The sequence below is a fragment of the Flavobacterium algoritolerans genome (assembly GCF_030010385.1).
Taxonomy (GTDB): domain Bacteria; phylum Bacteroidota; class Bacteroidia; order Flavobacteriales; family Flavobacteriaceae; genus Flavobacterium; species Flavobacterium algoritolerans.
The window spans coordinates 73229-98061 of sequence record NZ_JASCRZ010000006.1 but is presented as its reverse complement, the minus strand read 5'-3'; the positions used below and the strand labels follow the sequence as shown (position 1 = coordinate 98061).

Sequence of the window (24833 nt, the reverse complement as noted above, 5' to 3'; positions counted from 1 at the left end):
TCAATTTTATTTAATCAATCCTATTTTTTTTAATTAAAATTGACAATTAAACTGTTTTTTAGGTGTATTTTTGCAAAAATCCAACAATAAGCAATGTCCCAAAACACTTTAGAAATAGAAATCGAAGACAAAAAAGAACTTTATGCGTATCAACAAGGCGATATTGATGCCATATTTGAACGCATAGATAATGCACCTCCACAACACCATTTGTTATATCAATTGCCTACTGGTGGTGGAAAAACAGTAGTATTCTCAGAAATAGTACGCCGTTATTTATCACAACACGATAAAAAAGTAGTTGTTTTAACACACCGAATTGAGTTGTGTAAGCAAACTTCAAAAATGTTGAAGGGTTTTGATGTAAAAAACAAAATCATCAACAGTAAAGTAAAAGAACTTCCGGACCAAAACGATTATTCTTGTTTTGTGGCCATGGTCGAAACTTTGAAAAACCGTATCAACGATGAAAAACTGCATTTAGATAATGTAGGATTGGTAATCATCGATGAGGCGCATTACAATTCCTTCAGAAAATTATTAAGCTCTTTCAAAAACGCATTCATATTAGGCGTTACCGCAACACCTTTAAGTTCGAATATTAAATTACCAATGCATGAAAGCTACGATGAATTAATCGTAGGGGACACTATTAGTTCTTTGATTGCAAATGGCTTTTTGGCCAAAGCAGTCACGTATAGTTATGATGTCGGTTTGACTTCGTTAAAAGTCGGTATCAATGGGGATTATACCGTTAAATCATCTGATGATTTGTACACAAATATGGCGATGCAGGAAAAATTATTGCATGCCTATACCGAGAAATCTTTAGGCAAGAAAACCTTAATTTTCAATAATGGAATCAATACATCTTTATATGTGTATGAAACATTTAGAGAAGCCGGTTATGCGATTCGTCACTTAGACAACACCAGTAATAACGAGGAAAGAAAAGATATTTTACATTGGTTTAAGCATACGCCGGATGCAATTTTAACATCGGTTGGGATTCTTACCACCGGTTTTGATGAACCTACTGTAGAAACCATTATTCTGAACAGAGCGACAAAATCATTGACCTTATATTACCAAATGATTGGTCGTGGTTCCAGAAAACTACCTAATAAAGATACTTTTAGCGTTATCGATTTAGGTAATAATGCAGCACGATTCGGATTGTGGAGTGAGCCGGTAAACTGGCAACACATCTTTAAATCACCGGAGTTTTACTTAGAGAATTTACGTGATGATACAGAAATCGAATTGTATTTTAAATACAGCATGCCGCCCGATGTACGCGCTAAATTCAGTAAAACCGAAGTCGTGACTTTTGATGTCGATGAAGAGCACAAACTCATCATCAAGCAAAATTTACGTTCCAAAGAAGTACTGGAAAAATCATTGGAACAGCACGCTGCCATGTGTGTTGATAATTCTGAAACACTGCAAGAAGCAAAAGCATTAGGAAAACTGTTAGATGATGATATCGATTGCCGCATCAAGCGCTATTCAAAATGTTTGAGTCAGTGCAGTAAAAATTACCGCGAGTGGCTTGTTGACGATTACAAATTGAAACTGGTATTGTTAACCGGGAAAAAATATCGTGAGAAAATCATGAACGAACCGGATGAAGATTAATATTTCTTTTTCAAGGAGCTAATCCCGCTGTACACTATATCTGTTGTGGTCTCGTAAAAAAACGAGACCACAACAGGATGCCGTTTCCATCGGGGCTAAAAATTACCGTTTACAAAACAACTATTTTTTATAAAATATAAAATCCAAAAAAATGCCAAAACAATTCTCTGATTTAGGAATTTCAGCACCAATATTAAAAGCGATTACCGAATTGAAAATTGTTGTACCAACAGAAATTCAACAAAAAACAATTCCGTTACTTTTATCAAACACCACAGATTTGGTTGGACTTGCTAAAACCGGTACAGGAAAAACAGCGGCTTTTGGATTGCCTATTTTACAATTAATAGATACTAATTTATCAGTTGTACAAGCTGTTATTTTGGTGCCAACGCGTGAATTAGGACATCAGATTTTTAGAAACTTAGAAGAATTTTCAAAATATTTGCCACAAGTTTCTATTGCGGCAACTTGTGGAGGAATTCCAATTAAACCACAAATAGAACGACTTTCATTGCCTACACATATTGTTGTGGCAACTCCCGGAAGATTGATTGATTTGATTCAGCGCAAAGCCATAAATCTAAAAGAAACCAGATTCCTTGTGCTCGATGAAGCCGATGAAATGGTTACGATATTGAAAGAAAGCTTAGACGAAATTGTAACTGAATTACCTGTAACTCACAATACTTATTTATTCTCGGCAACCATGCCTGGAACAATAAAACAATTGATTCAGAACTATTTGAATAAAAATGTGGTGCAAGTTAGTGCCAACATGGAAACGATAGGAAATCAAGGAATTGAACATGAATATATTGTGGTGGATCCCATTGAAAAACTAGATGTCTTGATGCATTTCCTGAATTCGAAAGAGGGAGAACGCGGAATCATCTTTTGCAAAACGAAAGCTGCAGTCAATAAATTAGCTAAAAACTTAGCTATCAATAGGTTTTCATCAGGCGCATTACACGGTAGTTTATCACAAGGAATTCGGGACCGAATCATGGAGCAATTCCGTGAAGGACATATCAATATATTAGTAGCAACAGATTTAGCGGCAAGAGGAATTGACGTAAAAGAAATCTCTTATGTGGTTAATTATCATTTACCTGATGTTTACGAAGCCTATGTACATCGTAGCGGAAGAACGGCAAGAGCAGGAGCAAAGGGTCTTTCTTTGACTGTTATGCAACCCGAAGAAGTAGTTGAAATTGCAGATTTCGAAAAAGAGTTGGGAATTAAATTTACTCAATTCAAGAAACCAACTGTTGCCAGCATCGAAGAAAATAATACGTTATTATGGGCGAAGCAAATTTTCAAGACAAAACCCAATCATGATGTTGCTGCAGAATTAAAAGAAAAAATAAAAACAGTTTTTCATCATTTGACTAAAGATGAATTAATCGAAAAATTGTTGGCTAATTACATCCTTCAAAACAAGAATGAACCTTTAGAAAAACCCGTTAAAAGACTAAAAAAGAACTAAACATTTAAAGTTTTTTTAATATTTAATATTTTATCAGCATCCATAAATAACGTATATTTATGGATGCTTTTTTAATTTTAGACTTAAAATATAATATGGAAATTATAATAATAGGAGGAGGATTTGCAGGATTAAATCTTGCTAAAGAACTAGTAAATGAAAAAGGAATCAATGTAACACTCGTTGACAAAAACAATTATAATTTCTTTCCGCCACTAATTTATCAGGTTGCTACCGCTTTTTTAGAACCTTCAAGTATCAGTTACCCTTTTCGAAAATTTTTCTCGGGTAAAAAAAATCTACAATTCCGTCTGGGAAATTTATTAAAAGTTAATCTTTCAGAAAATAAAATCATTCTCAATAATGGCGAATTAACATACGATTGCTTGGTTTTTGCCACTGGTGCCGAAACGAGTTATTTTGGAATGGAAAACGTAAAGAAAAATGCCATTCCAATGAAAACACTCAATGATGCCATTGTGATGCGTAATACATTATTGAAAAATTTAGAAAAAGCAGCCATTTGCAAAGACATTCGCGAACGCAGAAAATTATTAACCATTGTAGTTGCCGGTGGAGGTCCGACTGGTGTTGAAGTTTCGGGAATGTTTGCTGAAATGCGTAAAAGTATTTTATTGAAAGAATATCCGGAATTAAGCACAACAGCAAGTAATATTTACCTGGTTGACGGTGCCAATGCAGTTTTATCTCCAATGAGCAAAGCTTCACAGGAAGATACATTAGAAGCGCTGACAAAATTAGGCGTTGTAGTAAAATTAAATACAACTGTGGTTGATTATATTGATGACACAGTATATTTTGGAAATGGGGAAACAATTCAAACCAAAAATTTAATTTGGGCTGCAGGAGTTACAGCAAAAGTTTTCGAAGGAATTCCAGCAGAAAGTTATGGCCGCGGAAAAAGAATGGCTACGGACGCTTTCAATAAAGTTAATAGCACGGAGAATATCTATGCAATAGGCGATACTTGTATTCAACTAACAGATGAAGCTTTTACTAATGGTCATCCGCAAGTGGCACAAGTTGCTATTCAGCAAGGAATAAATTTAGCTGATAACTTTAAATTAATGCGCCAAAAAAAGCCATTAAAACCCTTTAAATATAACGATAAAGGATCTATGGCTATTATTGGGAAAAATAAGGCTGTGGTTGATTTACCAAAACCAAAAATGCATTTCAAAGGATTTTTTGCATGGATAATTTGGTTATTTATTCACCTGATTTCATTGATAACGTATCGCAACAGAGTGAAAACATTCTTCAATTGGATGATTGCTTATTTTGCTAAAGATCAATCGTTACGTATGATTATCAGACCCGATAAAAAAATAAAAACGGAGCCAAAACAACAATAAATTAAATCTATAATTAATGAACTATTGCAATTCCCTCATCGTGAGAAGTTGTAATAGTTTTTTTTATGTTTCGTTTTCCGAAAATTAAAATAATCAAAGCCAGAATTGTTGAAACAGCCATAATCATAACCATTGGCAACATTGAATTTTTAACAAAAATACCTACTGCAAAAGAAGCTAATGCTCCTAATCCTAACTGAATGGCACCCATTAATGCCGAAGCACTTCCTGCATTTCTTGAAAAAGGCGCAAGGGTAAGTCCCGCTGTATTCGGATTTGAAATTCCTAAACACGCTAAGAACAAAAATAACATCGCAATAGTTTCATATAAACCCAAAAGATCATTCATTGCCAAAATAAGAAATGAAATACTAATGAAAGATTGCGTGATTAATGCGCCATAAATCATTTGTTCACTCGTGAATTTTCGTAACAAGAATGAATTCAGCTGGCTGGCACCAATGAAACTTAATGACATAAAAGCAAATATCCAACCATACGTTTTTCCGTCAACTTTAAAAATGTCCATAAATAAAATAGGGGAGGCCGCTACATAAGTAAACAATCCTGAGAAAGCGATAGCACCCGTAAACGCGTAGGTGTAAAACTGTGGTTCCTTTACAATACTGATGAAATTTGAAATAATTGGTTTTGGTTTCAATGAAATTGAAGTGTCTGGCTTAAACGTATTTGGCAACCCAATTTGAGCTGCTAGAAGAATTAAAATCCCCATGCACATCAATATAAAAAAGACAGTATGCCAGCCATAATCTTCTGTTATATAACCTCCAACTGTAGGCGCTAACATTGGCGAAAGCCCAACCACTAACATTAATAAAGAAAATACTTTTGGAATATCTTTCACAGGAAATAAATCACGAACCATAGAAACCGATGCTACGGTCGCTGCACAGCTACCAATAGCCTGAATAAAACGCAAACCTATGAAAGTATCAATGTCGGTTACAAAAACACAACCTAAAGAAGCTAAAATGTAAACTAAGAGTCCTATAAACAGCGGCTTTTTACGTCCAAAACGGTCTAATAATGGTCCGTAAAGCAATTGTCCCGCAGAAATTCCAATGAAATAACTGGAAAGAGTCATGGAAACATTAGCAACAGAAGTATTCAAATCTTTGGCAATTCCTGCAAAACCAGGCAAATACATGTCTATTGAAAATGGACCAAGTGCTGTCAGTGAACCTAAAATTAGAATTAATTTTAAATATTTTGCTTTTGTCATTACGGTATCAGTCATGGAATCTTTTTTAATTTTTGCAAAGGTAAATATTTAAAAGGCGAATCAATTGTTAGATTCAATAAATTTAAACTGTTGCAAAACAGATTGATTGAAATGAAGCAATTAATTTTTAATCAATAACATAATTCCGGACAGAAAAAGAAGCCCTAACATAATCCTCTTTAAAAAAGCTCATTTAATTTTAAGTATACTTTTTTACCCAATATCAAAGCCAGTATGAAAAAAGGCAAAACATACAATGAGTTGTACAATTGATTTACGGTTAAAATCCCTTCGAAAGCAAGGACAGGAATTCGCATGAATGTTATCAAACCCAAAACGCCAAACATAGTGGCACGTAAAGTCTTCACATCTGAAGTTTCGTTTTTTACAATTACTAAATATAAAGGTCCGCCAGTTGAAAAAACACCTGAAAAGAAACCACCTAAAAATCCAAAAAAATATTTCATTTTTGAGATTAACTGTATCTCTTTATTTGCTTTTAAACTATTTAAAACAAACAGAATTATAAATACACCCAATGCCTTTTTTAGAATTACGGGCTGGCCGTATGCTAATACTATAATTCCTATCAGTAGTCCAAAAAATGACGATAAAGCTAATTTTTTAAGAAGAGGCTTGTCTATATAATTCCATTCTTTGTACACATGAATAGGTGTAGAAATAAAATAGAATATAGATAAATACCCAATTGCATCCGGTAGTGGCATTACAAATAGTAAAAAAGGTAACGCAATTAATGCACCCGCAAATCCGGTAATAGTTTGAACAAAAAAGCCAGTAAAAATTCCAATAGTAAGCAGCAATAACATCATATCCATAGTGCAAAATTAGAATAACACCTAGTTAAACTAAAATTTAATCCACGGATTTAACATCATTATTCCATAATATAAATGTATTTTAGCCTATATTAAAACTTTATTTATGGTGGATACGCTTGATTTAAAAATAATAGAAAGTCTCAAAGTTAATTCGAGAACTTCATTTGTAGAAATTGGCAAACAAATAGGACTTTCGCCATCATCAGTTAGAGAACGGGTTCAAAAACTAGAAGATACTGAAGTTATAAAAGGTTATAATGTTCAACTCGATAATAAAAAACTCGGCTTTGGCTTAGAAGTTTTTATTATGTTCAAATTATTTAGTGGAAAGCTTAAAATATTTTGTGATGATTTGAACCAGTTTCCTGAAATATATGAAGTTTACAGAATTACCGGAACGCATAATATTTTCATGAAAGTTGTTTTAATTGATCAATTGCATCTGCAACAATTTATCGACAGACTTTTGGTTTATGGAGAACCGACAACACATTTAATCTTATCAGATTTGAAAGATTTATAGCTTCTTCTAACTGATTTATTTTTAGATTATTTAGAATCTGTCTGCAGGTCTTGTTATTGCTATCGTTACCGGAGTATTTATTTGAAAAAATTAAGCCTTTGAATGTAGCAGATGTAATAGTATAATTTTCATAACAGAAACGAACATCTCAATAATATTGGTATAAAAATGCTGAAATACACCTAAAAATGATAATATTCCATTGCAATAAGATGCACTATAATTTATAGTATGTAAAGAATTTTTGTGTATATTTGCCATAGATTTATATCAATGAGAGGCGAGCTGTTCCACCAGCGTTTGAGCCTCTTTTTTTGTTTATATTACCAACCTGTTTTTATTCTGCCCCTTATTTGGAAATCAGGGTTTGAGTGTAAAAAATCTCCATTTTTATAGTAACAAAGTATCTTTCTAGTTCTCCTAACGTACACCAGTAGATAATCCCATGTAATTGACTGTTTTTTAAGCCAATGAGAATAACTGTATATTGAATGTACATACTCGGTGAATAGTCTTCTTTCTTTGCCGTGGTAGACCGTTACTGAATAGTCATTTTTATCTTTTAATCCCTCGTAAATGCTCATTTAGATAAGAGATAAAAAAAATTAAACTTGGGGAATATTTGGATAAGAGATAAAAAAAATAGAGCATTCCCGATTGTACGGAATGCTCTATTATATAAATAGTTCGATTTTTGCATGTTATTTGATTTATATCATTGAGAGGAGCATTCCACTGCTTTAATTCTCTCGTTGAAGTTTCGACAAATATACATATTTTTTTGAATTTAAAAATTTATTTTACTACAAGCTATCTCCTCCAGCTGGGATGTAATGATAAACCGGAGAATACAAAGTTCTAGTAACATTAGAAAGTTTAAAGTAACAATCCGGATTGTTTGGCTGATAGTTAGTTCTTTGATAATCACTTGGACCTTGTGAGCCTACTTCTTGATAATTTACACCATCAAAACTTCTATAAACTCTAACTTCATCACCTCCTGTAAAAGTAACCCCGTAGGCATCAACATTGGTGATTATGACATCAAAAGAGGGCGGAGGTAGAAAGCTTGGACAGAAAGCAGTATTTTGAGTTCTGTAATCTTGATTTTTGATTAAATCGGAGTCAAAAAATTCAGATGCAATTAGATAGCGCTCCTGCTGGGTAAAGATGTTAAAAAAATTAGTTTCTTGCTCAGTAGTTGGATAAAGCACCCTTTTACCAGCTATGAAAACAGCTGTAAAAATTAAATCCTCATATAGTGGGATACAAGTTGACCCACCTTGATTTAAATTATCATAGTCTAAATCGTGGTAACTTAGTTGATTATTTTTGTTGTAAGCAACTAAAAAAGAATTGTTTTGCATAGTTATATTTTTAAATATTTGCGTAGATATTTTAATTCGTCAGGGTCTAATAGTTCGAGTATATCTTTTCTCAAACTCCTAGAATTAGTATCTACTTCATAGTATAGTTTTTCTAATTTGTCGAAGTAATTGCGATACAATACTAAAACTTTTCTAATCTCTGTATCGTTTTCTGTCCATCCCTTTGGATTAAGAAAATCATACCAATTTCCTTTGTCAGAATACAATACTCCGAAGTGAGCGCTTAAACTTTGCGACGCTGCATGTAAATCCTTAGAAGCTGTAATTTTTAATCTCCTTTGCGTTTGCGTCAATGGGTTTAGATTAGTTACAAATTGAGTTTCTTTTTTTATGATTATATCAGCTTTTACGCCATCGAGTTTATTTTGTGCTTGTGCTTGTCTAGTTCTTTCGGCTTGTTCATCCATATACCTTTTTAGGTAAGGTATTCCAATTAATAAAGCTGTAATGAATAGCCAGTATTTTTTTAAAAACTCTATTGATTGAGTTGCGACATTTGATTTATTTTGGTTGTTCTTTATCATCTTTAAATATTTTTGAAACGAAATACAATAGTACTAGAAAAGCCAATAGCGAAAGAATTTTCATCTCTCGCCATAGTGCTAATAGTGGTAATAAATAAGGCATCTTAACGCTTTGCTGGAACGAATACTTTGTAAGCTACTACAAGTAATCCAAGTGTTAGAACTGCTAAAATTTGTGCTTGATGCACCATTGCGAAAGTTTTTAATTTTTCCATAAGGATTTTTTAGATTTATTTAAATTATTGTTGTAAAAATTGAACAAAAAAAAACAAGGAGAAACACCACAGCTGGGATTAAAGGCTTGTATTTATTTTTGCTGATTGTGACAGTTAACTGAGGCGTTGAAACTTCTCCGAGAATCTGTAAAGCTTCATTGATATCTGCGTCAGTTACCAATGTATGAGAAGCACCTAATTCGACTTTCATTATTGCTCGAGCAAGTATTACAAGAAACTTACTGTTTATCGTTGTAAGCTTTTGATTTGGCTGAACTCCTAACGTTTTACAAACGTTTAGAATGTAGGCTTTTGTATCGTTCTCGCTAGATGGTGCATATTCATTGATTAAGGCGTTAACTGTGTTTTTACCTTTATTGATATCGTGTATTAAGTCTTTCAACATTGCACGAATACCAAATTTTATCTCTTTGAATTGCTCGAAAGTTGCGTCTTTACTCTGAGGGAATGGAATCTTACCTTGCCAAGCGTCTTTAGTCCTTTTAAGGTTGCCAGGATTGTTGTTCCTTAATCCCCTCACAGCGTGACTGTTTAAGAATGATTTACTCATTTTCTAGAGTTTTTGGAGCGTCTTTTTGTTCTATTGCTTCAAAAGTATCTATTGCGAATTTTACTATAGTAATAATTGCAGTGATATAAACACCGTATTTCAACACGAATTTAAGACCGTTTATGATTCCGTTTACTTTGTTCATTTTTTGGGTTTTTTAAAAAAACCTTTAAGACAGCATTTACAGGATTCCTTTTACGCTTGTTAGCCCTGCACGCTTGATTATAAAGGTTTTTTTGATTTTACATACTTGCGTTTTGTGGTTGCTTTTTGACTTGGGTAACTTTAATCCAAACTTCAACACCGTCTTTTGTGGCTTTACTTGGTTCAAGCTTGTATAGCTTACCGCCTAATTCAATGTATCCTTTGCTGAATCCTGTTCCTTTTTTGTCTTTACACCCTATAACTTGATAAGGATTTCCGAAACGATCGTTTGTTATTCTTGCTTTATAATTTGACATAGTTTTTAACTAATTGGTTGTACATTTTGGTTACTGATAACCTCTTTTGGTTTTTTGAACATTTTATATAAAGAAGCTATTGCAAGGACTACTTGAACAACTATCTTTATTATATCGGTAGTTCCATTAACTGAGGGGATAGAGTCAACCCCCTCAATTAAACCGATTCCTACAGTACCGATTAAAGGCTTTACCATCCTTTTTTCTTTGGTTTTGATTTTGATTTTTGCCACCAAATAACAACACCAGCAACGAGAGCAACACCAGCAACAATTAAAGCGGTCATGTGCTTTTTAATCCAGCTTTTAATACTTTCGTCAGCTAAATCTGCACCTATATTACCAGCAACCTCTTTTGCACCTGTAGATATCTGAGCAGTAGCTTCTTTTGTTGCGCCTTTTGCAAAGGCATTAAAGACGGTTCCTACCTGTTGACCTACATTTTGACCTGCAGTTTGAGCGAGTGCATCGGCTTGGGCTTGATACGCTTTTGCTAATTCTGCTTGACCTTGTGCCTCTGCTATTTTGGCTTGTTTTTTTGCTTCAGCAGAAGCAGAAACGCCCTCAATAGTTTGCTGAACTTGTCCGCCTACTAATGGAATCATTGAAAGGAACGGAGTACCAACCTTTACTAAGTTTTTAAGGGAGATTTGTTTTACTCCCTTTTTTACTGCCTTACCTATTTTCGTGAATATAGACATAGGCTTAAGCTTCGTATCTTACCAATAGGTTAACAATTGAGCCTTGTACTTTTCTAACTTCAATCGAATCAACTCCGAAAAGAGGTAATTGAATTTTATTAGCAAAAGAAGCTTTAACAGTTCCATCCTGTTTGATGTATGCAACGGGGTCGATAGCACGAGACAACACCCTCAATTCATGTAAAGTGTATTTTACAACAACTTTGTTTGCATATGTGTATGCGATTTCTTCGATGTCCTCGGAGTTGTCCAATACGACAATATCACAATCAACTACATCAAATACTTTACTTTTGTCATCCGAGCCCATTGACTTATTTGAAAAAGAAAGCGTTTTTCTTGAAGTTTGAGGTTCTTCAATTCCGTTGATAACATAAGTTTCAGCGGTTTTCAAACCTGTTAATTCGATTTTGATGACATCCTTATCACCTAACTCAATCGAACCATCTTCGCAGATTTCGCACTGAGCAGTTGTTTTAAAGTTTGCATCACTTGTAATAGCATCAGCGTTGAATGTTGTCATATAGATGAAATCAGCCAAAGACATAAAGCCTTTTGTAATTTCTTCATTTCCTGTCAACTTCTCAACCTCTACTTTAATTTGCTCTGTAGTAAGAGCTTCAACATCTAGAGAAAGGGAAACAATCAAAGAGCCTATTGACTTGTTTTGAACGAGAACCCCACTTTTAGTGATGTTTTTACCTTGCGAGTTAAAAATTTCCATTTATTTCATTTTAATTAGTGATTTACTGGCACAAATTTTGAAATAATAAAAGCCGAGAATATCGGCTTTTAGGGTACTAAGTATTTTTAGGGGATAATGAGGGAATTTCAGTTATTTTAAAGTACTTTTTGAAGTGCTGAAAGAGTACTATTTTTAAATCGTATTCCTTTTTGATATCAGTCAAATATTGCTGAGCGGTTTTATTTGATATTGATATTAGAAGAGTTTCAATATCTTTACTTGTAATTTTTTGTAAATCGGTGTATACTTTTTGAGAGGTCATAACATTGGTTTATTAATAGGGGAGTGGTGAGACACTCCCTTTTTTGTTTATATAATAATTGAATAATTTAAAAAAAAGCAAGCTGGTTTGCTGGTGGCAATTTTGAAATATCAAGCAAAGGAGGGAAGACCTCAGTTTCTGTTTTATTTTGATTTGAAAAGAACTGTTTACAGGTTTCATTTCTAAATACAATCTGAGACCATTTAAAGCAGATTCCAGCGTGTTTTGTTCGATTGTCATTCTCGTGTTTTGTTCCATCGAATGAGGCGCAATTTTCGCAGTTTTGAGTCATAATTTTTAGAATATTGGATTAACAAAAATGTTAAATGAATCCCGACTATCATTAGTCGGGATTTTGCCTGTTTTAGGCGGTTAGTTTTTGATTGATTTTTTGGTATTTTCTTAGTGTAGAAATATGTTCTCTAATAGCTATTATTTTTACTCTATTTATAACTATTCTGATAGATTTTAGAAAAGATGATGACTTTAATAATTTTTCCTTTAGTATCAGTTTTTTTAATGCGTTTTGAGCGGTTAAAATGTTATACAAATATTCTTCATTTGTAAATTCGAGAAGTATTTTTTTCATAATTATTTTTTTTGTTCATTAAGCCAGTGTAAAGTATCGATAGAAACCCATACATCACAACTGTAGTGATATACAATGCATTTGTCATTATGAAACCAACGTTTTAATTGTTTACTAAAAACAAATCCTTTACTATGTAGATATTTTTCAAATGGTACTTCTAAATAATCTTCTACGATAATTTCTCTTATTTCATTCATATTCCTAAATTTTTTAAAAAGTTGTTTGAGCGGTCATTTTCTTCGATTTTAGTTTTGATATTTTTGTTTCTATGCTTGATATCATCTATAAGCTTTTTTGCTTTGGATTTGCTTCTTGATTTCGCTACAGGACAATCGATGAAGTACTCGAAACCAAGTAATTTTTCAGTATCATAACCAGCTAGAATTAATTGAGATATATAATACTGTAACATTACATCTGTAGGGCTTTGCTCTTTTTGTACGTTAGCTTTGTTTTTTGGTTCGATATAGTGTTTTAGTCCAGATTGAGCGATTAATTTTAAATCTTTCGGGTTGGCACTCAATAAATCAAAAAGAGTTTTAAAATCTGCTTTAAAGCCTTTTGAGGTTAAATACTCTTTGTGTTTATGTGCTTTGATTGTAAATTCATAACGTACTAGGTTGTCAATTACTGACGCTCTCATAGGCTCTAGATAAGCTTTATAAAAAACTATTGACTTTGAAAGTAATTCAAATCCTTTATGATAGATTTTACAGTAAGGGGCAGTATTTGAGGCTTTTTCTCTTTTGTTGAAATCCATACCAAGATTAGAACCTTTAGTACTTTTAAATACGGGTTCGTTTTCTTGTATTTCTAAATCAAAAGTTTGTTTTACGTGGGTAGTTTGGTTAATGTAATGCATTAACGGTTTTTTACCTTCGTTAGGATTTTGAATGATGAATGCGAATGCAGTCTTTAAGCTTTTAAGGTCGATTAACTGATTGATACAAATATCAATATCAGAAACCAAGCCATCTAAAAAAGCTTTTTTTGAAATCTTAAGTACTCCAAATGAATTTATATCGTCTACAATACAAGAATAATTTTTTGAGGTGATTCCTTCGAAATACTTTTCTTTAAGCATTTTTGCGGAAATCTGAAATACTACGTATTCGTGTACAGTTTTTTTGCCATCTATAAAAGCTTTGATATAGATACGGTAAGTTATACCGTTTATGATTTTTACAAATGGCTCAGCTTTCTTGTAATTATCTCCCAAGCATTGAGACCATTCTAAATCTTCTTTAATTTCTCCTGTATTTTGATCAAGTGCATCTAGTGTAGGATAATAAGCGATAAAATCAGTTATTAAACGTTTATCAAGTATCTGAACTTTGTCTAATTTTACCCGAATTTTTAACGAATCTATTAAGCCAGTGTTAAACATATAATAATTATTATAGTTAAACAATTGAGCGTCAAATAGATAAAATATAGTAATGCACTATAATTTATATTATGTAAAATAGAATTTATTGTTAAATATTTGTAATTACATATTCAACCAAATAAAACAGCATCACCTATTGGTGATGCTGTTTTATAATTTAAAAGAAACTTATTTTACAGAAACTGGAATATCCCAATTATCCCAACTCAAAGTAATAGTATTTTTATCAATTGTATACGCTAATTTTTCAACTTTAGATTTTGCAACTTTTTGCTTAACTGTAACTCTTAGTTGATCTTCTTTTTCTTTGTATTTATAAGCTCCCCATTGTTTAGCTTCTTTATTGAAAATTATGATACATTCATTGTCATTTGGTAAAACAAAAAAAGAATATTTTCCTGCAGGTAATTTTGATCCTTCAACAGTAATTTCTTTGTCGGTTTCAAAAGTTGTTGCATCATTTGCACCTGCACGCCAAACTTGATTAAACGGAACCAATTTACCCCAAATTTCTCTTGCTCTGACTGATGGACTTCCATAATTAATTGTAATTGTAGCGCCATTAATTTTTCCAGTAACCACTTCTTTTGTGCTGGTTGGTTTTTCTTGGGCATTTAAAGAATTAATAATCAAAAATGCAATAAGCAAATGGTGAATTTTTTTAAGTAATCTCATAATTTAAAATGATTTAGTTTTGCTCATAAAAATAAAATAACTTCATTTAATTTAGCATAATTCCCCTTAATTTTAAGAAAATATTATGAAGTTTATAAATTAGTTGTTTTACTGCTGTAATGACGGTATTATGATTTATTATTTTATTATTTTTACAAACAATACACCATTTATTTGACCAACTTATGAATACAATTGCTGAGCACATTGCCGATTTTTTAAAGGAATATCCACCATTTAATCATTTGACATTTGAGGAGTTATCCGAAATAGCTACAAGTATTCGCGTTGTAAATTTAGAAAAACATAAAACATTATTCCAAATTAATGATGTTTTGCATGACAGTTTTTATGTTGTTGCTTCAGGTACTATCAATTTATCTGTGATTTCAGATTCTGAAGAAACTTTATTAAATAAGTGTCATGAAGGTGATATTTTTGGTTTACGTCCCTTTTTTGCCAAGAATAATTACATGATGACGGCCAAAGCTAGAGAAGAAAGCATTGTTTATGCTATACCAATCGCTACTTTTCGTCCTTTTGTGGTGAATAATTCAGAAGTTCTAAACTTTTTGCTGGAGAGTTTTGCAACAAATACGCGAAATCCAAATGACAAAGAAAATTTAAGAGGCAAACTTATCTCTGACAATGTTTTCTATTCTGACCAGCAGTCGGAAATGCAATATTTTCAATCATTATCCTATACTATTTCACCATTAAAAACAACTATTACTGCAATTGCGCAAGAAGTTGCTCAGTTAATGACTGAAACATTAAAAAACAATGTTATCGTTTGTGACAATAATTTTCCAATCGGAATTGTGACTGACAGTGATATGCGTTCCAAAATTGCAACCGGTCGATTCCCTGTAACCGTTTCAATAGATAAAATAATGTCATCTCCCGTTATTACTGTTGTGGAAAATGTTTCCTTGGCCGAAGCTCAACTGCTTATGTTGAAACATAATGTGACCCATTTATGTGTAACACAGGATGGAACTGATAAATCTGATGTAAAAGGAGTTATTTCTGAACATGATTTGATAGTTGCGCAAGCAAATAATCCAGGTGTTTTAATTAAAGAAATTAAGCGTTCCCAAAATCCGAAAGAATTAAAACAAATTCGAGAACGTTTAACAGATTTGATTCAAACATCTATTTCTAAAAACATACCGCTTTCTCACGTTTTTAATATTGCCAGCGAAATTAATTTAGCAATAATTAAACGTTCTGTAGAGTTATCCATTTTAGATTTAGGCTCACCTCCTGCCCGTTTTGCCTGGCTAAGTATTGGAAGTCAAGGAAGAAAAGAACAACTATTATTAACCGATCAGGACAGTATATTAATTTTCGAAGACGTTTCGGCTGATAAATATCGTGAGGTAAAAGATTATTTCCTTAAACTTGGAAAACGAACAACAGCTACGCTTGAAAAAATTGGTTATGAATTATGTCCAAACGGGCATATGGGAAGCAATATGCTTTGGTGTAAATCACTGACTGACTGGACAAAACAATACGACAGCTGGATGAATACTCCAGGTGAAAATAGCAATGATTTAAGCAGTATTTTCTTTGATTATGAAATCACTTTTGGAGAACAAAGAATCGAAGATGCTATTGGAAATGTTGTTTTTAAAAATGCAAAAAACAACACTCTGTTCTTTGATTTCTTAGGAAACGATGCTTTGAGAAAAAATTCACCACTAACTTTTTTCAAAAATTTCATTGTGGAAGAAGAAGGTCCAAACAAAGATAAATTTGATATAAAAACACGTGCTTTGATGCCATTGATTGATGGTGCTCGTTTGTTTACCTTAAATTTTGATATTCGAGGAATCAACAACACCTTTCAGCGATTCAAGCAGTTAGCAATTGCAGATCCTAAACATGCTGAAATTTACCTTAATTGTGCTGAAGCCTTTTTGATTTTATCAAAATTTAGAACCTTAGAAGGCTTAAAAAATGATAATTCAGGTCAATTTATAAATTTGAATGAATTATCAAAAATTGATAAGGAAAAATTAAAGAATGCTTTGGCTCCTATGAGAGAATTGGAAGAATTAATAAAAAATAAATTTCAACTTACTCAATTTTCATAATTATGTTAGACTGGTTAAAAAGTATTAATAAAGAATATCCAGAATTTTGGAAAACCTATCTTTCTAAATTTGATAAGAAATCAAGCCGATTTGTTGTTTTGTCAACAGAAACTTCCGGCTTGAATCCTCTTAAAGATGTTATTTTATCTATTGGTTCTTTTTCTGTAATCGATAATAGTATAGTTATCGGGGATAGTTTCGAGGCTGTGTTGCTACAATACAAGTTTCTTCATGATAACGGTCTTTCAAATGAATTTTTGGTGGAAAGCAAAATGAAAAAACTTGGCGAAGCCGAAGCCATAAAATTATTTATAGAGTTTATCGGGAATGCTGTTTTAGTGGGTCATCACATTGATTTTGATGTAGAAATGATCAATGCTGCATTAGAACGACTTGACTGTGGGAGATTGAAAAACGAAGCTCTAGATGTTGATATTATGCATAGAAAACTGCATGATATTAATGATAAACAATTTTCTCTTGATGAACTTTGCGCGGTATATAATATTCCTAAAAGTGATCGAAATTCATCTGCGGAAGATGCGTATAAAACGGCATTATTATTCTTAAAATTAAAATCAAGGCTGGGAATAAAATAATATTTATTCTAATCAATCAGAGTAATTCCTTCCCAAAATCGACCGTGATGACTTATGGATACTGGTTTGATCAATTTAGTCTGCTCATCAATTATAAAAGGAATTCCATTCGATTTTATAATGGTGTCGTTTGAATTTAATTTTTTGACGGTATCAAAATTATCTTTTTTCACTACTGCAATCGTATGTACGAATTCCTTAGAAATTATCGTTTTAGTAAAATAAGTTTTTCCTTTTATTGAAACTGAACCCGAAATTTCATTTTCATAACTACATTCCAGTTGCCAAGGAAAATACCCTCTAATTCCAGTTTCTCGATTGTATATTTTATAAGCAGCTTCCTTTCGAGACCATAAATTCCAAACCATTATTTCAGGATTTTGGCTATCAACAATGAGTAATTGTTCTTTTGCAGTAAAGATTTTATCTAAAAACCGGTTTCGTTTCCAATTGCTTTCTTTTCTGGCTAAAGCCAAATCTACTATATCGTTTCCAATCATTTTACAGACTTTTTTTCAGCTGATTCACTAATTTTTCTCTGATAATTTAGTTTCAATAATTTCCAATGCTGACTTTACGTTCACCATACGCTCCATAGCTTCATTATCAATTACAATATCATATCTCTCCTCAATATCTAAAATAACATCTACTAAATTAGCAGAATTAATCTTTAAGTCATTGATGAAATCAGTATCTTCCGTAAGCATTTCAAAAGCTTCTTGATTTTGAATATACGGCTTTACTATATTTTTTAATTCTTCTATTGTTTGTTCTTTATTCATATTTTTTGCTTTTTTTTAATGCATTGAATTCAAAATTACCTGACATTATGTGACTAAATGTATTTCTTAAAAATTATGCATCCATTCACATCTCCAAAACCAAAACTGGCCTTTGCAATTATATTTAATTCCTTTTCGATCAATTGTCTAGGAATTCTGGATTCATCAATTATTGCTGTAATTTCAGGATGCAAATCATCACAATTGATATTCGGAAAAATAAATCCGTGATACAATTGCAGTATTGAAGCCACACTTTCAATACTTCCCGCTCCCGATAAACAATGACCTACCATTGATTTCAAGGAATTTATAAATGGAAATTCTTTTCCTTTTCTTCCCAATGCTTCACTCCAATTCTTAATTTCCAGACTGTCTTTGGATGTGGCGGTCAAATGTCCATTAATCGCATCGATTTCATCAGCAGAAATTCCAGAATTAATAATAGCATTTTGAATACATTTCTGCACAGCAATAGGATTTGGAGCAGTCATAGTTCCTAAACCTCGTTGCCCGCCAGAATTTATATTCCCACCCAAAACTTCAGCATAAATTGTAGCTCCTCGTTCAATTGCACTTTCTAAATCTTCTAAAACTAAAGCTCCTGCTCCACTTCCCGGAACAAATCCTGAAGCACTTGCAGACATTGGCCTTGAGCCTTGCTCTGGATTTTCATTATGCTTAAAAGTACAAACTTTCATAGCATCAAAGCCACCCCAAATATAAGGTCCCGAATCGCTTGTGCTTCCTGCCAAGATGCGTTTTGCCTGTCCTGATTTTATCCTTTCATAACCCATCAAAATACTTTCGGTTCCAGTAGTACAAGCAGAAGAATTAGTGGAGACTTGATTTCCTAATCCTAATTTCCCTCCCAGATAAGCACTCACACCACTATTCATTGTTTGAGCCACGGCGGTGCTGCCTAATCTTCTTGTTTGAAAATCATCTATTTTATAAATGCTTTCGCGAAATTTATCAATTCCAGAAGTTCCGGTACCGAAAATAGTTCCGCTGTCCCAATCTGGTTCTTCATTTATTTCCAACGATAAACCAGCATCTTTCCATGCATCAATTCCAGCAATTACACCATATAAAATCCCAGTAGAATTGAAGTTTCTTAACTCTAATTCAGAAAAATATTTTAATGCTAATTCAGTAGAAATCTCTGGTTTTCCAGCGATTTGGCAAGAAAACTGCAATCGTTCCAACTCAGCGTCGTGCTTGATTCCCGAAATTCCGTTTTTGATGGCATGTGTAAACGCATCAAGTCCTACTCCATTTGGAGCAACAACACCAAGACCAGTAATTACGACACGTTTTTTCATTTATTTAGAAATTACCATTCCTGCGATTATTCCTGTACAAACCTCTTCTCCTTTTTCATTTTTCATTCTTACCTTACATTTCAATTTCCCAAATCTAAAGTATATTTTTTCTGAAATAACGGTCACTTTTTCTTTAGGAAAAACAGGTTTTAAAAATTCTATTTCATTTGATGTTAAGGCGATTGAAGTAGTTGTATTAAATGAATCATCTAATAAAAAAATTCCTAAACAAACCAATCCAATTTGCGCCATAACTTCCGTCAAAATCACTCCTGGTGTTATTGGATTATCTTTAAAATGTCCTTTATAAAAATCAAGGTTTTCATCAAAAGTGTAGGTTCCTTCCACTCCATTTTCATTGATTTGGACTATTTCGTCCACAAATAAAAACGGCTTAGAATACGGTAATTTAGATATAATCTTTTGACTCTCCATTGTTAAAACTTTAGCAAAACTCTTTGCGCTGAAAAACCCGGACCAAAACTCAACATCAATCCTTTTTCTCCTTTTTTAGGCTGATTGTCCATGATTCTTTCCAAAACATATAAAACAGTTGCGCTTGACATATTTCCATACAAACGCAAAACTTCTTTAGTATCATCTATATTTTTACCCAAATTAGAAAATAAACCTTCAACCGTTTGAACGATTTTCTTTCCTCCGGGATGAAAAATTAAATGATCAATATCTTCCATTTTTAGATTGTTTTTTTCTAAAAACGGATGAATAATATCCGGAAAATGAGAAGCAATCGTTTCCGGAACTTCAATATCCAGAACCATTTGCAGTCCAGAATTGGTGAGTTTAAAACCCATCATGTGAATATTATCATAGAAATGATACATCTGCTCCGCTAAAATTTCCGGACCTTCATCGTCTTCATGTGAAGAAAGTAAAACGCAAGCTGCTCCATCTCCAAAAATTGCAGCACTTACTATATTCGCCATCGAAAAATCATCCAATTGAAATGTGGCCGTTGGGCTTTCAACAGCAATTACGGCAGCCCGTTTTCCGGGATTTGCCTGCAAGAAATTTTTAGCATAAATAATCCCTGAAATTCCTGCTGCACAACCCATTTCGGTAACTGGAAGTCGCACAATATCCTGACGTAATTTTAATGTATTAATCAAATAGGCATCTAGTGACGGAATCATGATTCCAGTACAACTTACCGTAATGATATAATCTAAATCTTCAGGGTTCCAGTTCGCTTTTTTCAAGGCTTTTTCTAAAACTTTTTCCCCTAAATCAATCACTTCACGAACATAAATATCGTTTCTTTCCTCAAAAGAAGTTTTGGTAAATACTTCAATCGGATCCATGATGGAATACCGTTTATCAACCGCGGCTCCTTCAAAAATTTTCTTTACTTTTCTAATGAAACGTTCGTCTTGCCCAACGAGCCAGGCATCCAAAAAAGGAATGATTTCTTCAGTTGTTCTGGAATATTTTGGTAACTGTTTTGTTACTGTTTTGATTTTTACACTCATATTTTAGAAATTATCCATTGGTATCGAAAAGCCCATTTCCAATGAATTTTATAGTTCTTAAAACTTAATTTTTTAGAAAAATGAATCAGTTCTTCTTTTTTAAAACCTCTTAAAATTGAAGTTAATCCGTCCTCACGAGACATCTCATTCAATCGAAACACAAAACACAATGCTTGAAATAATCGATAAGCAATTGCGCTTCGCTGTAAATCATTAATAACAATTCCAATAGTTGAATTCGCATAAAATACGCTTAATAAATCAACAATTTCTTTGTCTTTGAAATGATGTAATGTCAAAGTACACAGCACAATATCATATTTTAATTCCTTAAATGATGCATCAAATATATCCTCACAACGATAGCTAATATTAGGATAGTTTTGAGATAATTGTTGTGCATGACTAATTGTAAAACTATTGGCATCGATGCCTATTAACTGGAATTTCAGCTTATTTTTCAATCCAAAATCAGCTAAAGTCCGCAACATATCACCGTTTCCGCAACCTACATCTACAATTACAATTTCATTTGATTTTGAAATACTACTTGTCAAATCCTGAACGCCTTGTAAAGTTAGCTGGTTCCCTCCTAAAAGCTGATTGATTTTAGCTATTTTATCCAATGCATCACGCAAGATTTCTCCTTCCATGGCAAAATCATCCATCGTTTCAAGTGTATCGGTTCTGAATTTGGTATTTAGAAACATTTATGAATTTAGAGTTATTGGGGTTCCGTGCGTTTTTTTTATGATTTTAGATAATAAAAATGGAAATATAATTAATATACGCATCAATATAGCTGAAAGTTTTTGCTTTTGCAAAAGATTCGATAACAACCGACCCATTTTGAGTCTTTTCTTGAAATTAAAATTCCATTCCTCAATGTATTTTTCCTCAAGTTCATTTCTGGATTTAATTTCGTTGTTATAATATTTCTCCACTAATTCTGAAACAATTTTAGCACTATGAATTGCCATTGCCATACCGTTTCCACACAATGGATGAATGAGTCCCGCGGTATCGCCAATCATTAGAATATGATTTTCTACAGCTTGTTTTTTATCAAAAGATATTTGACTTATGGTTAAAGGTTTTTCAAAAAGCAATTTACTATTTTCTAAAATTACTTTCAAATGTGGATTTTCTGAAACCACAATTTTTTGATATTCCTCTATATTTTTAAACCGCTTAAACGTCTCGTAATCTGCTAAATAACAGATATTAATCATATCCTTTTCGACTTTAGAAACACCACAATATCCTCCTTTGAAATTATGAAGACCAACGCTATTATTTGGAAAATCTCCCGAATAATGAGCCTTAACAGCTAGCCAATATGATTTTTTTTGAATAAAATCTCTATTTAATTTTTGGTCAATGTTAGAACGTTTTCCAAATGCACCAATAACTATTTCCGATTTTAAAATAGTTTTTTTAGCAGTCGTAGCTATAAATTGATTGTCTTCAAATTGTATATTTTCTACATTGTCTTGAAGAATTTTACATCCGTTTTCAAGTGCTTTTTTATATAAATATTCATCTAAAGCAAAACGACTAATTCCGAAACCGCCAAGAGGCAGAACACTTTTAATGGTTTTTCCGCTTGCTGTTGAAAATTCAAGTTGTGTGATATTTGTAGGATTTAAATTGGCTATGTTTAAATTCAACCAATTGAGATAAGGTAAGACCTCGTTAGATATATATTCGCCACAAACCTTGTGTTTTGGGAATTCATTTTTTTCAATTACAGTAATCTGAAGTCCAATTTTGGACAAATGAATCGCTGCAGTCAATCCTGCTAAACCACCTCCAATAATTAAAACTTCTTTATTTTTCATATAGAAGTAAATTTATGGATTTGTTTGAGAAAGCAACTATATTATTTCATATAAAACTTACATAATTATTCGATATGAAATAAGCGATAATTTTATATTTTCTGTTCAAAAAAAAAGCCGTTTTATTCAAACGGCTTTTAATTAATTTATAATTTTCCTTCTTTTATTTCCTCTACAATCTCAGGATTTAAAAGAGTTGTTATATCTCCAAAGTTTGAATAATCTCCTTCGGCAATCTTTCTAAGGATTCTTCGCATAATTTTTCCAGAGCGGGTTTTTGGTAAACCAGAAACAAACTGAATTTTATCTAATTTAGCAATTGGTCCAATATGATCAGATATGTGTTGATTAATTTCATTAGCCAGATTTGCTTTGTTTCTTGTTTCTCCAGTTTCTTTAAGGATAACAAAACCATATAAAGCATTACCTTTTATGTCATGCGGGAAACCTACAATTGCTGATTCTGCAACAGCTGGATGTTCATTAATCGCATCTTCTATTGGTGCTGTTCCAAGATTATGACCTGAAACAATTACCACATCATCTACACGACCGGTAATTCTATAATATCCTACTTCATCACGCAAAGCACCGTCACCAGTGAAATATTTACCTGGAAAAGCAGAGAAATAAGTGTCTTTATACCGTTGGTGATCGCCCCAAATAGTTCTGGCAATTCCTGGCCATGGAAACTTAATACATAAACTACCAACTACTTGATTTCCTTCTATTTCATTGCGTTTTTCATCCATTAATACCGGTTGAACTCCCGGTAATGGCAAAGTTGCATACGTAGGTTTTGTTGGTGTGACAAATGCCAAAGGCGAAATCATAATTCCTCCTGTTTCTGTTTGCCACCATGTATCTACTACAGGACATCTTTTATCACCGACGTGGTCGTTGTACCAGTGCCAAGCTTCTTCATTTATTGGTTCACCAACAGATCCGATTACTTTAAGCGACTTCAATGGATATTTTTGTACAAATTCTATATTTTCTTTTGCCAAAGCACGAATAGCAGTTGGTGCAGTATAAAACTGTGTCACTTTGTGCTTTTCGATTACTTCCCAAAAACGACTAAAATCAGGATACGAAGGAACTCCTTCAAAAATTACTGTTGTTGCTCCATTTAATAATGGACCATAAAGAATGTAGGAATGTCCGGTAATCCAACCAATATCGGCAGTACACCAAAAAACATCGTTTTCTTCATAATTGAAAACATTCTTAAAAGTATAAGCGGTGTACACCATATACCCTGCGGTAGTGTGCACCATTCCTTTTGGTTTACCGGTTGAACCAGAAGTGTACAGTATAAACAATGGGTCTTCGGCATCCATAATTTCAGCAACATTGTTATCAGATGCTTGATCTAAAAGGGGTTGCAACCATTGGTCACGACCTTCTTTCATATTAATATCGGTATGAATTCTTTTGGCTACTAAAACTTTTTCTACAGAAGTACATTTTTCTAATGCTTCATCAACGATTTCTTTTAAATCAATGGTTTTGTTACCGCGGAAACCACCATCTGAAGTGATAACCATTTTACATTCACTGTCGTTGATACGAGTGGCTACAGCTGTAGACGAAAATCCGGCAAAAATAACCGAATGTATCGCTCCAATTCTGGCACAAGCTAATACTGAAACCGCTAATTCAGGAATCATTGGTAAATAAATACAAACTCTATCTCCTTTTTTTATGCCTTGTTCACGCAATACGTTTGCCATTTTACAAACACGTTGGTGCAATTCATTATAAGTAATATGTAGTGCAGCTTCTGTTGGATCATTTGGTTCAAAAATAATTGCTGTTTTTTCTCCTCTTTTAGCAAGATGCCTGTCAATGCAATTTTTTACAATATTTACTTTTGCTTCGGTAAACCATTTGATATCGGCATCAGCCATATTAAATTCGACAACTTTATCCCATTGTTGGTACCAAGTGAAATTTTCTTCTGCTATTTTACCCCAAAATTTTCTAGGTTCACGAACTGATTTATTGTAATGTTTAAAATATTGTTCTAAATTTTCAATTTTGTAGTAGCTCATGTT

General features: G+C 32.9%; 28 protein-coding genes. 6 read left to right on the top strand and 22 right to left on the bottom strand.

Going from position 1 to position 24833, the window contains the following annotated elements:
- The first annotated feature begins 93 nt into the window (after positions 1-93).
- The 3 genes from QLS65_RS13160 to QLS65_RS13150 all read left to right on the top strand — a co-directional run bounded on the left by QLS65_RS13160 (position 94) and on the right by QLS65_RS13150 (position 4503).
- Positions 94-1638, top strand: a complete 1545-nt coding sequence (locus QLS65_RS13160; protein WP_099715539.1) for a DEAD/DEAH box helicase — start codon at positions 94-96, stop codon at positions 1636-1638.
- Between the two features lie 151 nt (positions 1639-1789).
- Positions 1790-3127: a DEAD/DEAH box helicase gene (locus QLS65_RS13155; protein ID WP_282718325.1), complete on the top strand. Its 1338-nt coding sequence runs from the start codon at positions 1790-1792 to the stop codon at positions 3125-3127.
- 95 nt (positions 3128-3222) lie between these two features.
- Positions 3223-4503, top strand: coding sequence for an NAD(P)/FAD-dependent oxidoreductase (locus QLS65_RS13150; protein ID WP_282718324.1), 1281 nt, complete (start codon positions 3223-3225; stop codon positions 4501-4503).
- Positions 4504-4516: 13 nt separating this feature from the next.
- On the opposite strand, the gene QLS65_RS13145 is transcribed toward QLS65_RS13150, so the two are convergent.
- Positions 4517-5746 (bottom strand): multidrug effflux MFS transporter, encoded by a 1230-nt coding sequence (locus tag QLS65_RS13145; protein WP_282713078.1) that lies wholly within the window; start codon positions 5744-5746, stop codon positions 4517-4519.
- 179 nt (positions 5747-5925) lie between these two features.
- The gene (locus tag QLS65_RS13140) at positions 5926-6585 is read right to left on the bottom strand and encodes a sulfite exporter TauE/SafE family protein (RefSeq protein ID WP_282718323.1); all 660 of its coding nucleotides are present in this window, start codon (positions 6583-6585) and stop codon (positions 5926-5928) included.
- A gap of 106 nt (positions 6586-6691) precedes the next feature.
- On the opposite strand from QLS65_RS13140, the gene QLS65_RS13135 reads away from it, so the two are divergent.
- Positions 6692-7111, top strand: a complete 420-nt coding sequence (locus tag QLS65_RS13135; RefSeq protein ID WP_282712985.1) for an Lrp/AsnC family transcriptional regulator — start codon at positions 6692-6694, stop codon at positions 7109-7111.
- A gap of 803 nt (positions 7112-7914) precedes the next feature.
- On the opposite strand, the gene QLS65_RS13130 is transcribed toward QLS65_RS13135, so the two are convergent.
- The 12 genes from QLS65_RS13130 to QLS65_RS13075 all read right to left on the bottom strand — a co-directional run bounded on the left by QLS65_RS13130 (position 7915) and on the right by QLS65_RS13075 (position 14634).
- A complete protein-coding gene (locus QLS65_RS13130) occupies positions 7915-8478 on the bottom strand; it encodes a hypothetical protein (RefSeq protein ID WP_282718322.1) in 564 nt (187 codons plus the stop codon).
- A gap of 2 nt (positions 8479-8480) precedes the next feature.
- Positions 8481-9023 carry a hypothetical protein gene (locus tag QLS65_RS13125; RefSeq protein ID WP_282718317.1) on the bottom strand — a complete coding sequence of 181 codons (543 nt, stop codon included), beginning with the start codon at positions 9021-9023 and terminating at the stop codon, positions 8481-8483.
- 234 nt (positions 9024-9257) lie between these two features.
- The gene (locus QLS65_RS13120) at positions 9258-9809 is read right to left on the bottom strand and encodes a hypothetical protein (protein WP_282718315.1); all 552 of its coding nucleotides are present in this window, start codon (positions 9807-9809) and stop codon (positions 9258-9260) included.
- Positions 9802-9954, bottom strand: a complete 153-nt coding sequence (locus tag QLS65_RS13115) for a hypothetical protein (protein ID WP_282718313.1) — start codon at positions 9952-9954, stop codon at positions 9802-9804. Before QLS65_RS13115 ends, QLS65_RS13120 begins: the two co-directional genes overlap by 8 nt.
- Positions 9955-10051: 97 nt before the next feature.
- Positions 10052-10270: a hypothetical protein gene (locus QLS65_RS13110; RefSeq protein ID WP_282718311.1), complete on the bottom strand. Its 219-nt coding sequence runs from the start codon at positions 10268-10270 to the stop codon at positions 10052-10054.
- A gap of 5 nt (positions 10271-10275) precedes the next feature.
- Entirely contained in the window at positions 10276-10467 is a 192-nt protein-coding gene (locus QLS65_RS13105; protein ID WP_282718310.1) for a hypothetical protein, read from the bottom strand.
- Entirely contained in the window at positions 10461-10970 is a 510-nt protein-coding gene (locus QLS65_RS13100; protein WP_282718308.1) for a hypothetical protein, read from the bottom strand. Before QLS65_RS13100 ends, QLS65_RS13105 begins: the two co-directional genes overlap by 7 nt.
- A 4-nt stretch (positions 10971-10974) precedes the next feature.
- On the bottom strand, positions 10975-11694 hold the full coding sequence (locus QLS65_RS13095) for a hypothetical protein (RefSeq protein ID WP_282718306.1): 720 nt from the start codon (positions 11692-11694) through the stop codon (positions 10975-10977).
- 647 nt (positions 11695-12341) lie between these two features.
- Positions 12342-12566, bottom strand: a complete 225-nt coding sequence (locus QLS65_RS13090; protein ID WP_282718305.1) for a hypothetical protein — start codon at positions 12564-12566, stop codon at positions 12342-12344.
- A gap of 2 nt (positions 12567-12568) precedes the next feature.
- A complete protein-coding gene (locus tag QLS65_RS13085; RefSeq protein WP_282718303.1) occupies positions 12569-12766 on the bottom strand; it encodes a hypothetical protein in 198 nt (65 codons plus the stop codon).
- Positions 12763-13980 (bottom strand): hypothetical protein, encoded by a 1218-nt coding sequence (locus QLS65_RS13080; protein WP_282718301.1) that lies wholly within the window; start codon positions 13978-13980, stop codon positions 12763-12765. Before QLS65_RS13080 ends, QLS65_RS13085 begins: the two co-directional genes overlap by 4 nt.
- A 147-nt stretch (positions 13981-14127) precedes the next feature.
- Positions 14128-14634 carry a DUF2911 domain-containing protein gene (locus QLS65_RS13075; protein ID WP_282718300.1) on the bottom strand — a complete coding sequence of 169 codons (507 nt, stop codon included), beginning with the start codon at positions 14632-14634 and terminating at the stop codon, positions 14128-14130.
- A 185-nt stretch (positions 14635-14819) separates the two neighbouring features.
- Between QLS65_RS13075 and QLS65_RS13070 the strand changes: the two genes are divergently transcribed.
- Both QLS65_RS13070 and QLS65_RS13065 read left to right on the top strand, forming a co-directional pair.
- The gene (locus tag QLS65_RS13070) at positions 14820-16736 is read left to right on the top strand and encodes a DUF294 nucleotidyltransferase-like domain-containing protein (RefSeq protein WP_282718298.1); all 1917 of its coding nucleotides are present in this window, start codon (positions 14820-14822) and stop codon (positions 16734-16736) included.
- 2 nt (positions 16737-16738) lie between these two features.
- Entirely contained in the window at positions 16739-17335 is a 597-nt protein-coding gene (locus QLS65_RS13065) for a 3'-5' exonuclease (RefSeq protein ID WP_282718296.1), read from the top strand.
- Positions 17336-17343: 8 nt separating this feature from the next.
- On the opposite strand, the gene QLS65_RS13060 is transcribed toward QLS65_RS13065, so the two are convergent.
- From QLS65_RS13060 to acs, 8 genes are all read right to left on the bottom strand, one after another.
- On the bottom strand, positions 17344-17835 hold the full coding sequence (locus QLS65_RS13060; RefSeq protein ID WP_282718294.1) for a 4'-phosphopantetheinyl transferase family protein: 492 nt from the start codon (positions 17833-17835) through the stop codon (positions 17344-17346).
- Positions 17836-17862: 27 nt separating this feature from the next.
- A complete protein-coding gene (locus QLS65_RS13055) occupies positions 17863-18120 on the bottom strand; it encodes an acyl carrier protein (protein ID WP_282713003.1) in 258 nt (85 codons plus the stop codon).
- Positions 18121-18173: 53 nt separating this feature from the next.
- The gene (locus QLS65_RS13050; RefSeq protein WP_282718292.1) at positions 18174-19445 is read right to left on the bottom strand and encodes a beta-ketoacyl-[acyl-carrier-protein] synthase family protein; all 1272 of its coding nucleotides are present in this window, start codon (positions 19443-19445) and stop codon (positions 18174-18176) included.
- On the bottom strand, positions 19446-19880 hold the full coding sequence (locus QLS65_RS13045; RefSeq protein ID WP_282718287.1) for a 3-hydroxyacyl-ACP dehydratase FabZ family protein: 435 nt from the start codon (positions 19878-19880) through the stop codon (positions 19446-19448).
- 2 nt (positions 19881-19882) lie between these two features.
- Positions 19883-20935 (bottom strand): type III polyketide synthase, encoded by a 1053-nt coding sequence (locus QLS65_RS13040; protein WP_282718282.1) that lies wholly within the window; start codon positions 20933-20935, stop codon positions 19883-19885.
- Positions 20932-21645 carry a methyltransferase domain-containing protein gene (locus QLS65_RS13035; RefSeq protein WP_282718280.1) on the bottom strand — a complete coding sequence of 238 codons (714 nt, stop codon included), beginning with the start codon at positions 21643-21645 and terminating at the stop codon, positions 20932-20934. Before QLS65_RS13035 ends, QLS65_RS13040 begins: the two co-directional genes overlap by 4 nt.
- Positions 21646-22776, bottom strand: a complete 1131-nt coding sequence (locus QLS65_RS13030) for an NAD(P)/FAD-dependent oxidoreductase (protein ID WP_282718278.1) — start codon at positions 22774-22776, stop codon at positions 21646-21648.
- Positions 22777-22922: 146 nt separating this feature from the next.
- Positions 22923-24830: an acetate--CoA ligase gene (acs, locus tag QLS65_RS13025; protein ID WP_099716340.1), complete on the bottom strand. Its 1908-nt coding sequence runs from the start codon at positions 24828-24830 to the stop codon at positions 22923-22925.
- Between the last annotated feature and the right edge of the window lie 3 nt (positions 24831-24833).

Coding starts and splice junctions, on each gene's coding strand:
- QLS65_RS13160 (WP_099715539.1), top strand. CDS start 94: ATGTCCCAAAACACTTTAGAAATAGAAATCGAAGACAAAAAAGAACTT.
- QLS65_RS13155 (WP_282718325.1), top strand. CDS start 1,790: ATGCCAAAACAATTCTCTGATTTAGGAATTTCAGCACCAATATTAAAA.
- QLS65_RS13150 (WP_282718324.1), top strand. CDS start 3,223: ATGGAAATTATAATAATAGGAGGAGGATTTGCAGGATTAAATCTTGCT.
- QLS65_RS13145 (WP_282713078.1), bottom strand. CDS start 5,746: ATGACAAAAGCAAAATATTTAAAATTAATTCTAATTTTAGGTTCACTG.
- QLS65_RS13140 (WP_282718323.1), bottom strand. CDS start 6,585: ATGGATATGATGTTATTGCTGCTTACTATTGGAATTTTTACTGGCTTT.
- QLS65_RS13135 (WP_282712985.1), top strand. CDS start 6,692: ATGGTGGATACGCTTGATTTAAAAATAATAGAAAGTCTCAAAGTTAAT.
- QLS65_RS13130 (WP_282718322.1), bottom strand. CDS start 8,478: ATGCAAAACAATTCTTTTTTAGTTGCTTACAACAAAAATAATCAACTA.
- QLS65_RS13125 (WP_282718317.1), bottom strand. CDS start 9,023: ATGATAAAGAACAACCAAAATAAATCAAATGTCGCAACTCAATCAATA.
- QLS65_RS13120 (WP_282718315.1), bottom strand. CDS start 9,809: ATGAGTAAATCATTCTTAAACAGTCACGCTGTGAGGGGATTAAGGAAC.
- QLS65_RS13115 (WP_282718313.1), bottom strand. CDS start 9,954: ATGAACAAAGTAAACGGAATCATAAACGGTCTTAAATTCGTGTTGAAA.
- QLS65_RS13110 (WP_282718311.1), bottom strand. CDS start 10,270: ATGTCAAATTATAAAGCAAGAATAACAAACGATCGTTTCGGAAATCCT.
- QLS65_RS13105 (WP_282718310.1), bottom strand. CDS start 10,467: ATGGTAAAGCCTTTAATCGGTACTGTAGGAATCGGTTTAATTGAGGGG.
- QLS65_RS13100 (WP_282718308.1), bottom strand. CDS start 10,970: ATGTCTATATTCACGAAAATAGGTAAGGCAGTAAAAAAGGGAGTAAAA.
- QLS65_RS13095 (WP_282718306.1), bottom strand. CDS start 11,694: ATGGAAATTTTTAACTCGCAAGGTAAAAACATCACTAAAAGTGGGGTT.
- QLS65_RS13090 (WP_282718305.1), bottom strand. CDS start 12,566: ATGAAAAAAATACTTCTCGAATTTACAAATGAAGAATATTTGTATAAC.
- QLS65_RS13085 (WP_282718303.1), bottom strand. CDS start 12,766: ATGAATGAAATAAGAGAAATTATCGTAGAAGATTATTTAGAAGTACCA.
- QLS65_RS13075 (WP_282718300.1), bottom strand. CDS start 14,634: ATGAGATTACTTAAAAAAATTCACCATTTGCTTATTGCATTTTTGATT.
- QLS65_RS13070 (WP_282718298.1), top strand. CDS start 14,820: ATGAATACAATTGCTGAGCACATTGCCGATTTTTTAAAGGAATATCCA.
- QLS65_RS13065 (WP_282718296.1), top strand. CDS start 16,739: ATGTTAGACTGGTTAAAAAGTATTAATAAAGAATATCCAGAATTTTGG.
- QLS65_RS13060 (WP_282718294.1), bottom strand. CDS start 17,835: ATGATTGGAAACGATATAGTAGATTTGGCTTTAGCCAGAAAAGAAAGC.
- QLS65_RS13055 (WP_282713003.1), bottom strand. CDS start 18,120: ATGAATAAAGAACAAACAATAGAAGAATTAAAAAATATAGTAAAGCCG.
- QLS65_RS13050 (WP_282718292.1), bottom strand. CDS start 19,445: ATGAAAAAACGTGTCGTAATTACTGGTCTTGGTGTTGTTGCTCCAAAT.
- QLS65_RS13045 (WP_282718287.1), bottom strand. CDS start 19,880: ATGGAGAGTCAAAAGATTATATCTAAATTACCGTATTCTAAGCCGTTT.
- QLS65_RS13040 (WP_282718282.1), bottom strand. CDS start 20,935: ATGAGTGTAAAAATCAAAACAGTAACAAAACAGTTACCAAAATATTCC.
- QLS65_RS13035 (WP_282718280.1), bottom strand. CDS start 21,645: ATGTTTCTAAATACCAAATTCAGAACCGATACACTTGAAACGATGGAT.
- QLS65_RS13030 (WP_282718278.1), bottom strand. CDS start 22,776: ATGAAAAATAAAGAAGTTTTAATTATTGGAGGTGGTTTAGCAGGATTG.
- acs (WP_099716340.1), bottom strand. CDS start 24,830: ATGAGCTACTACAAAATTGAAAATTTAGAACAATATTTTAAACATTAC.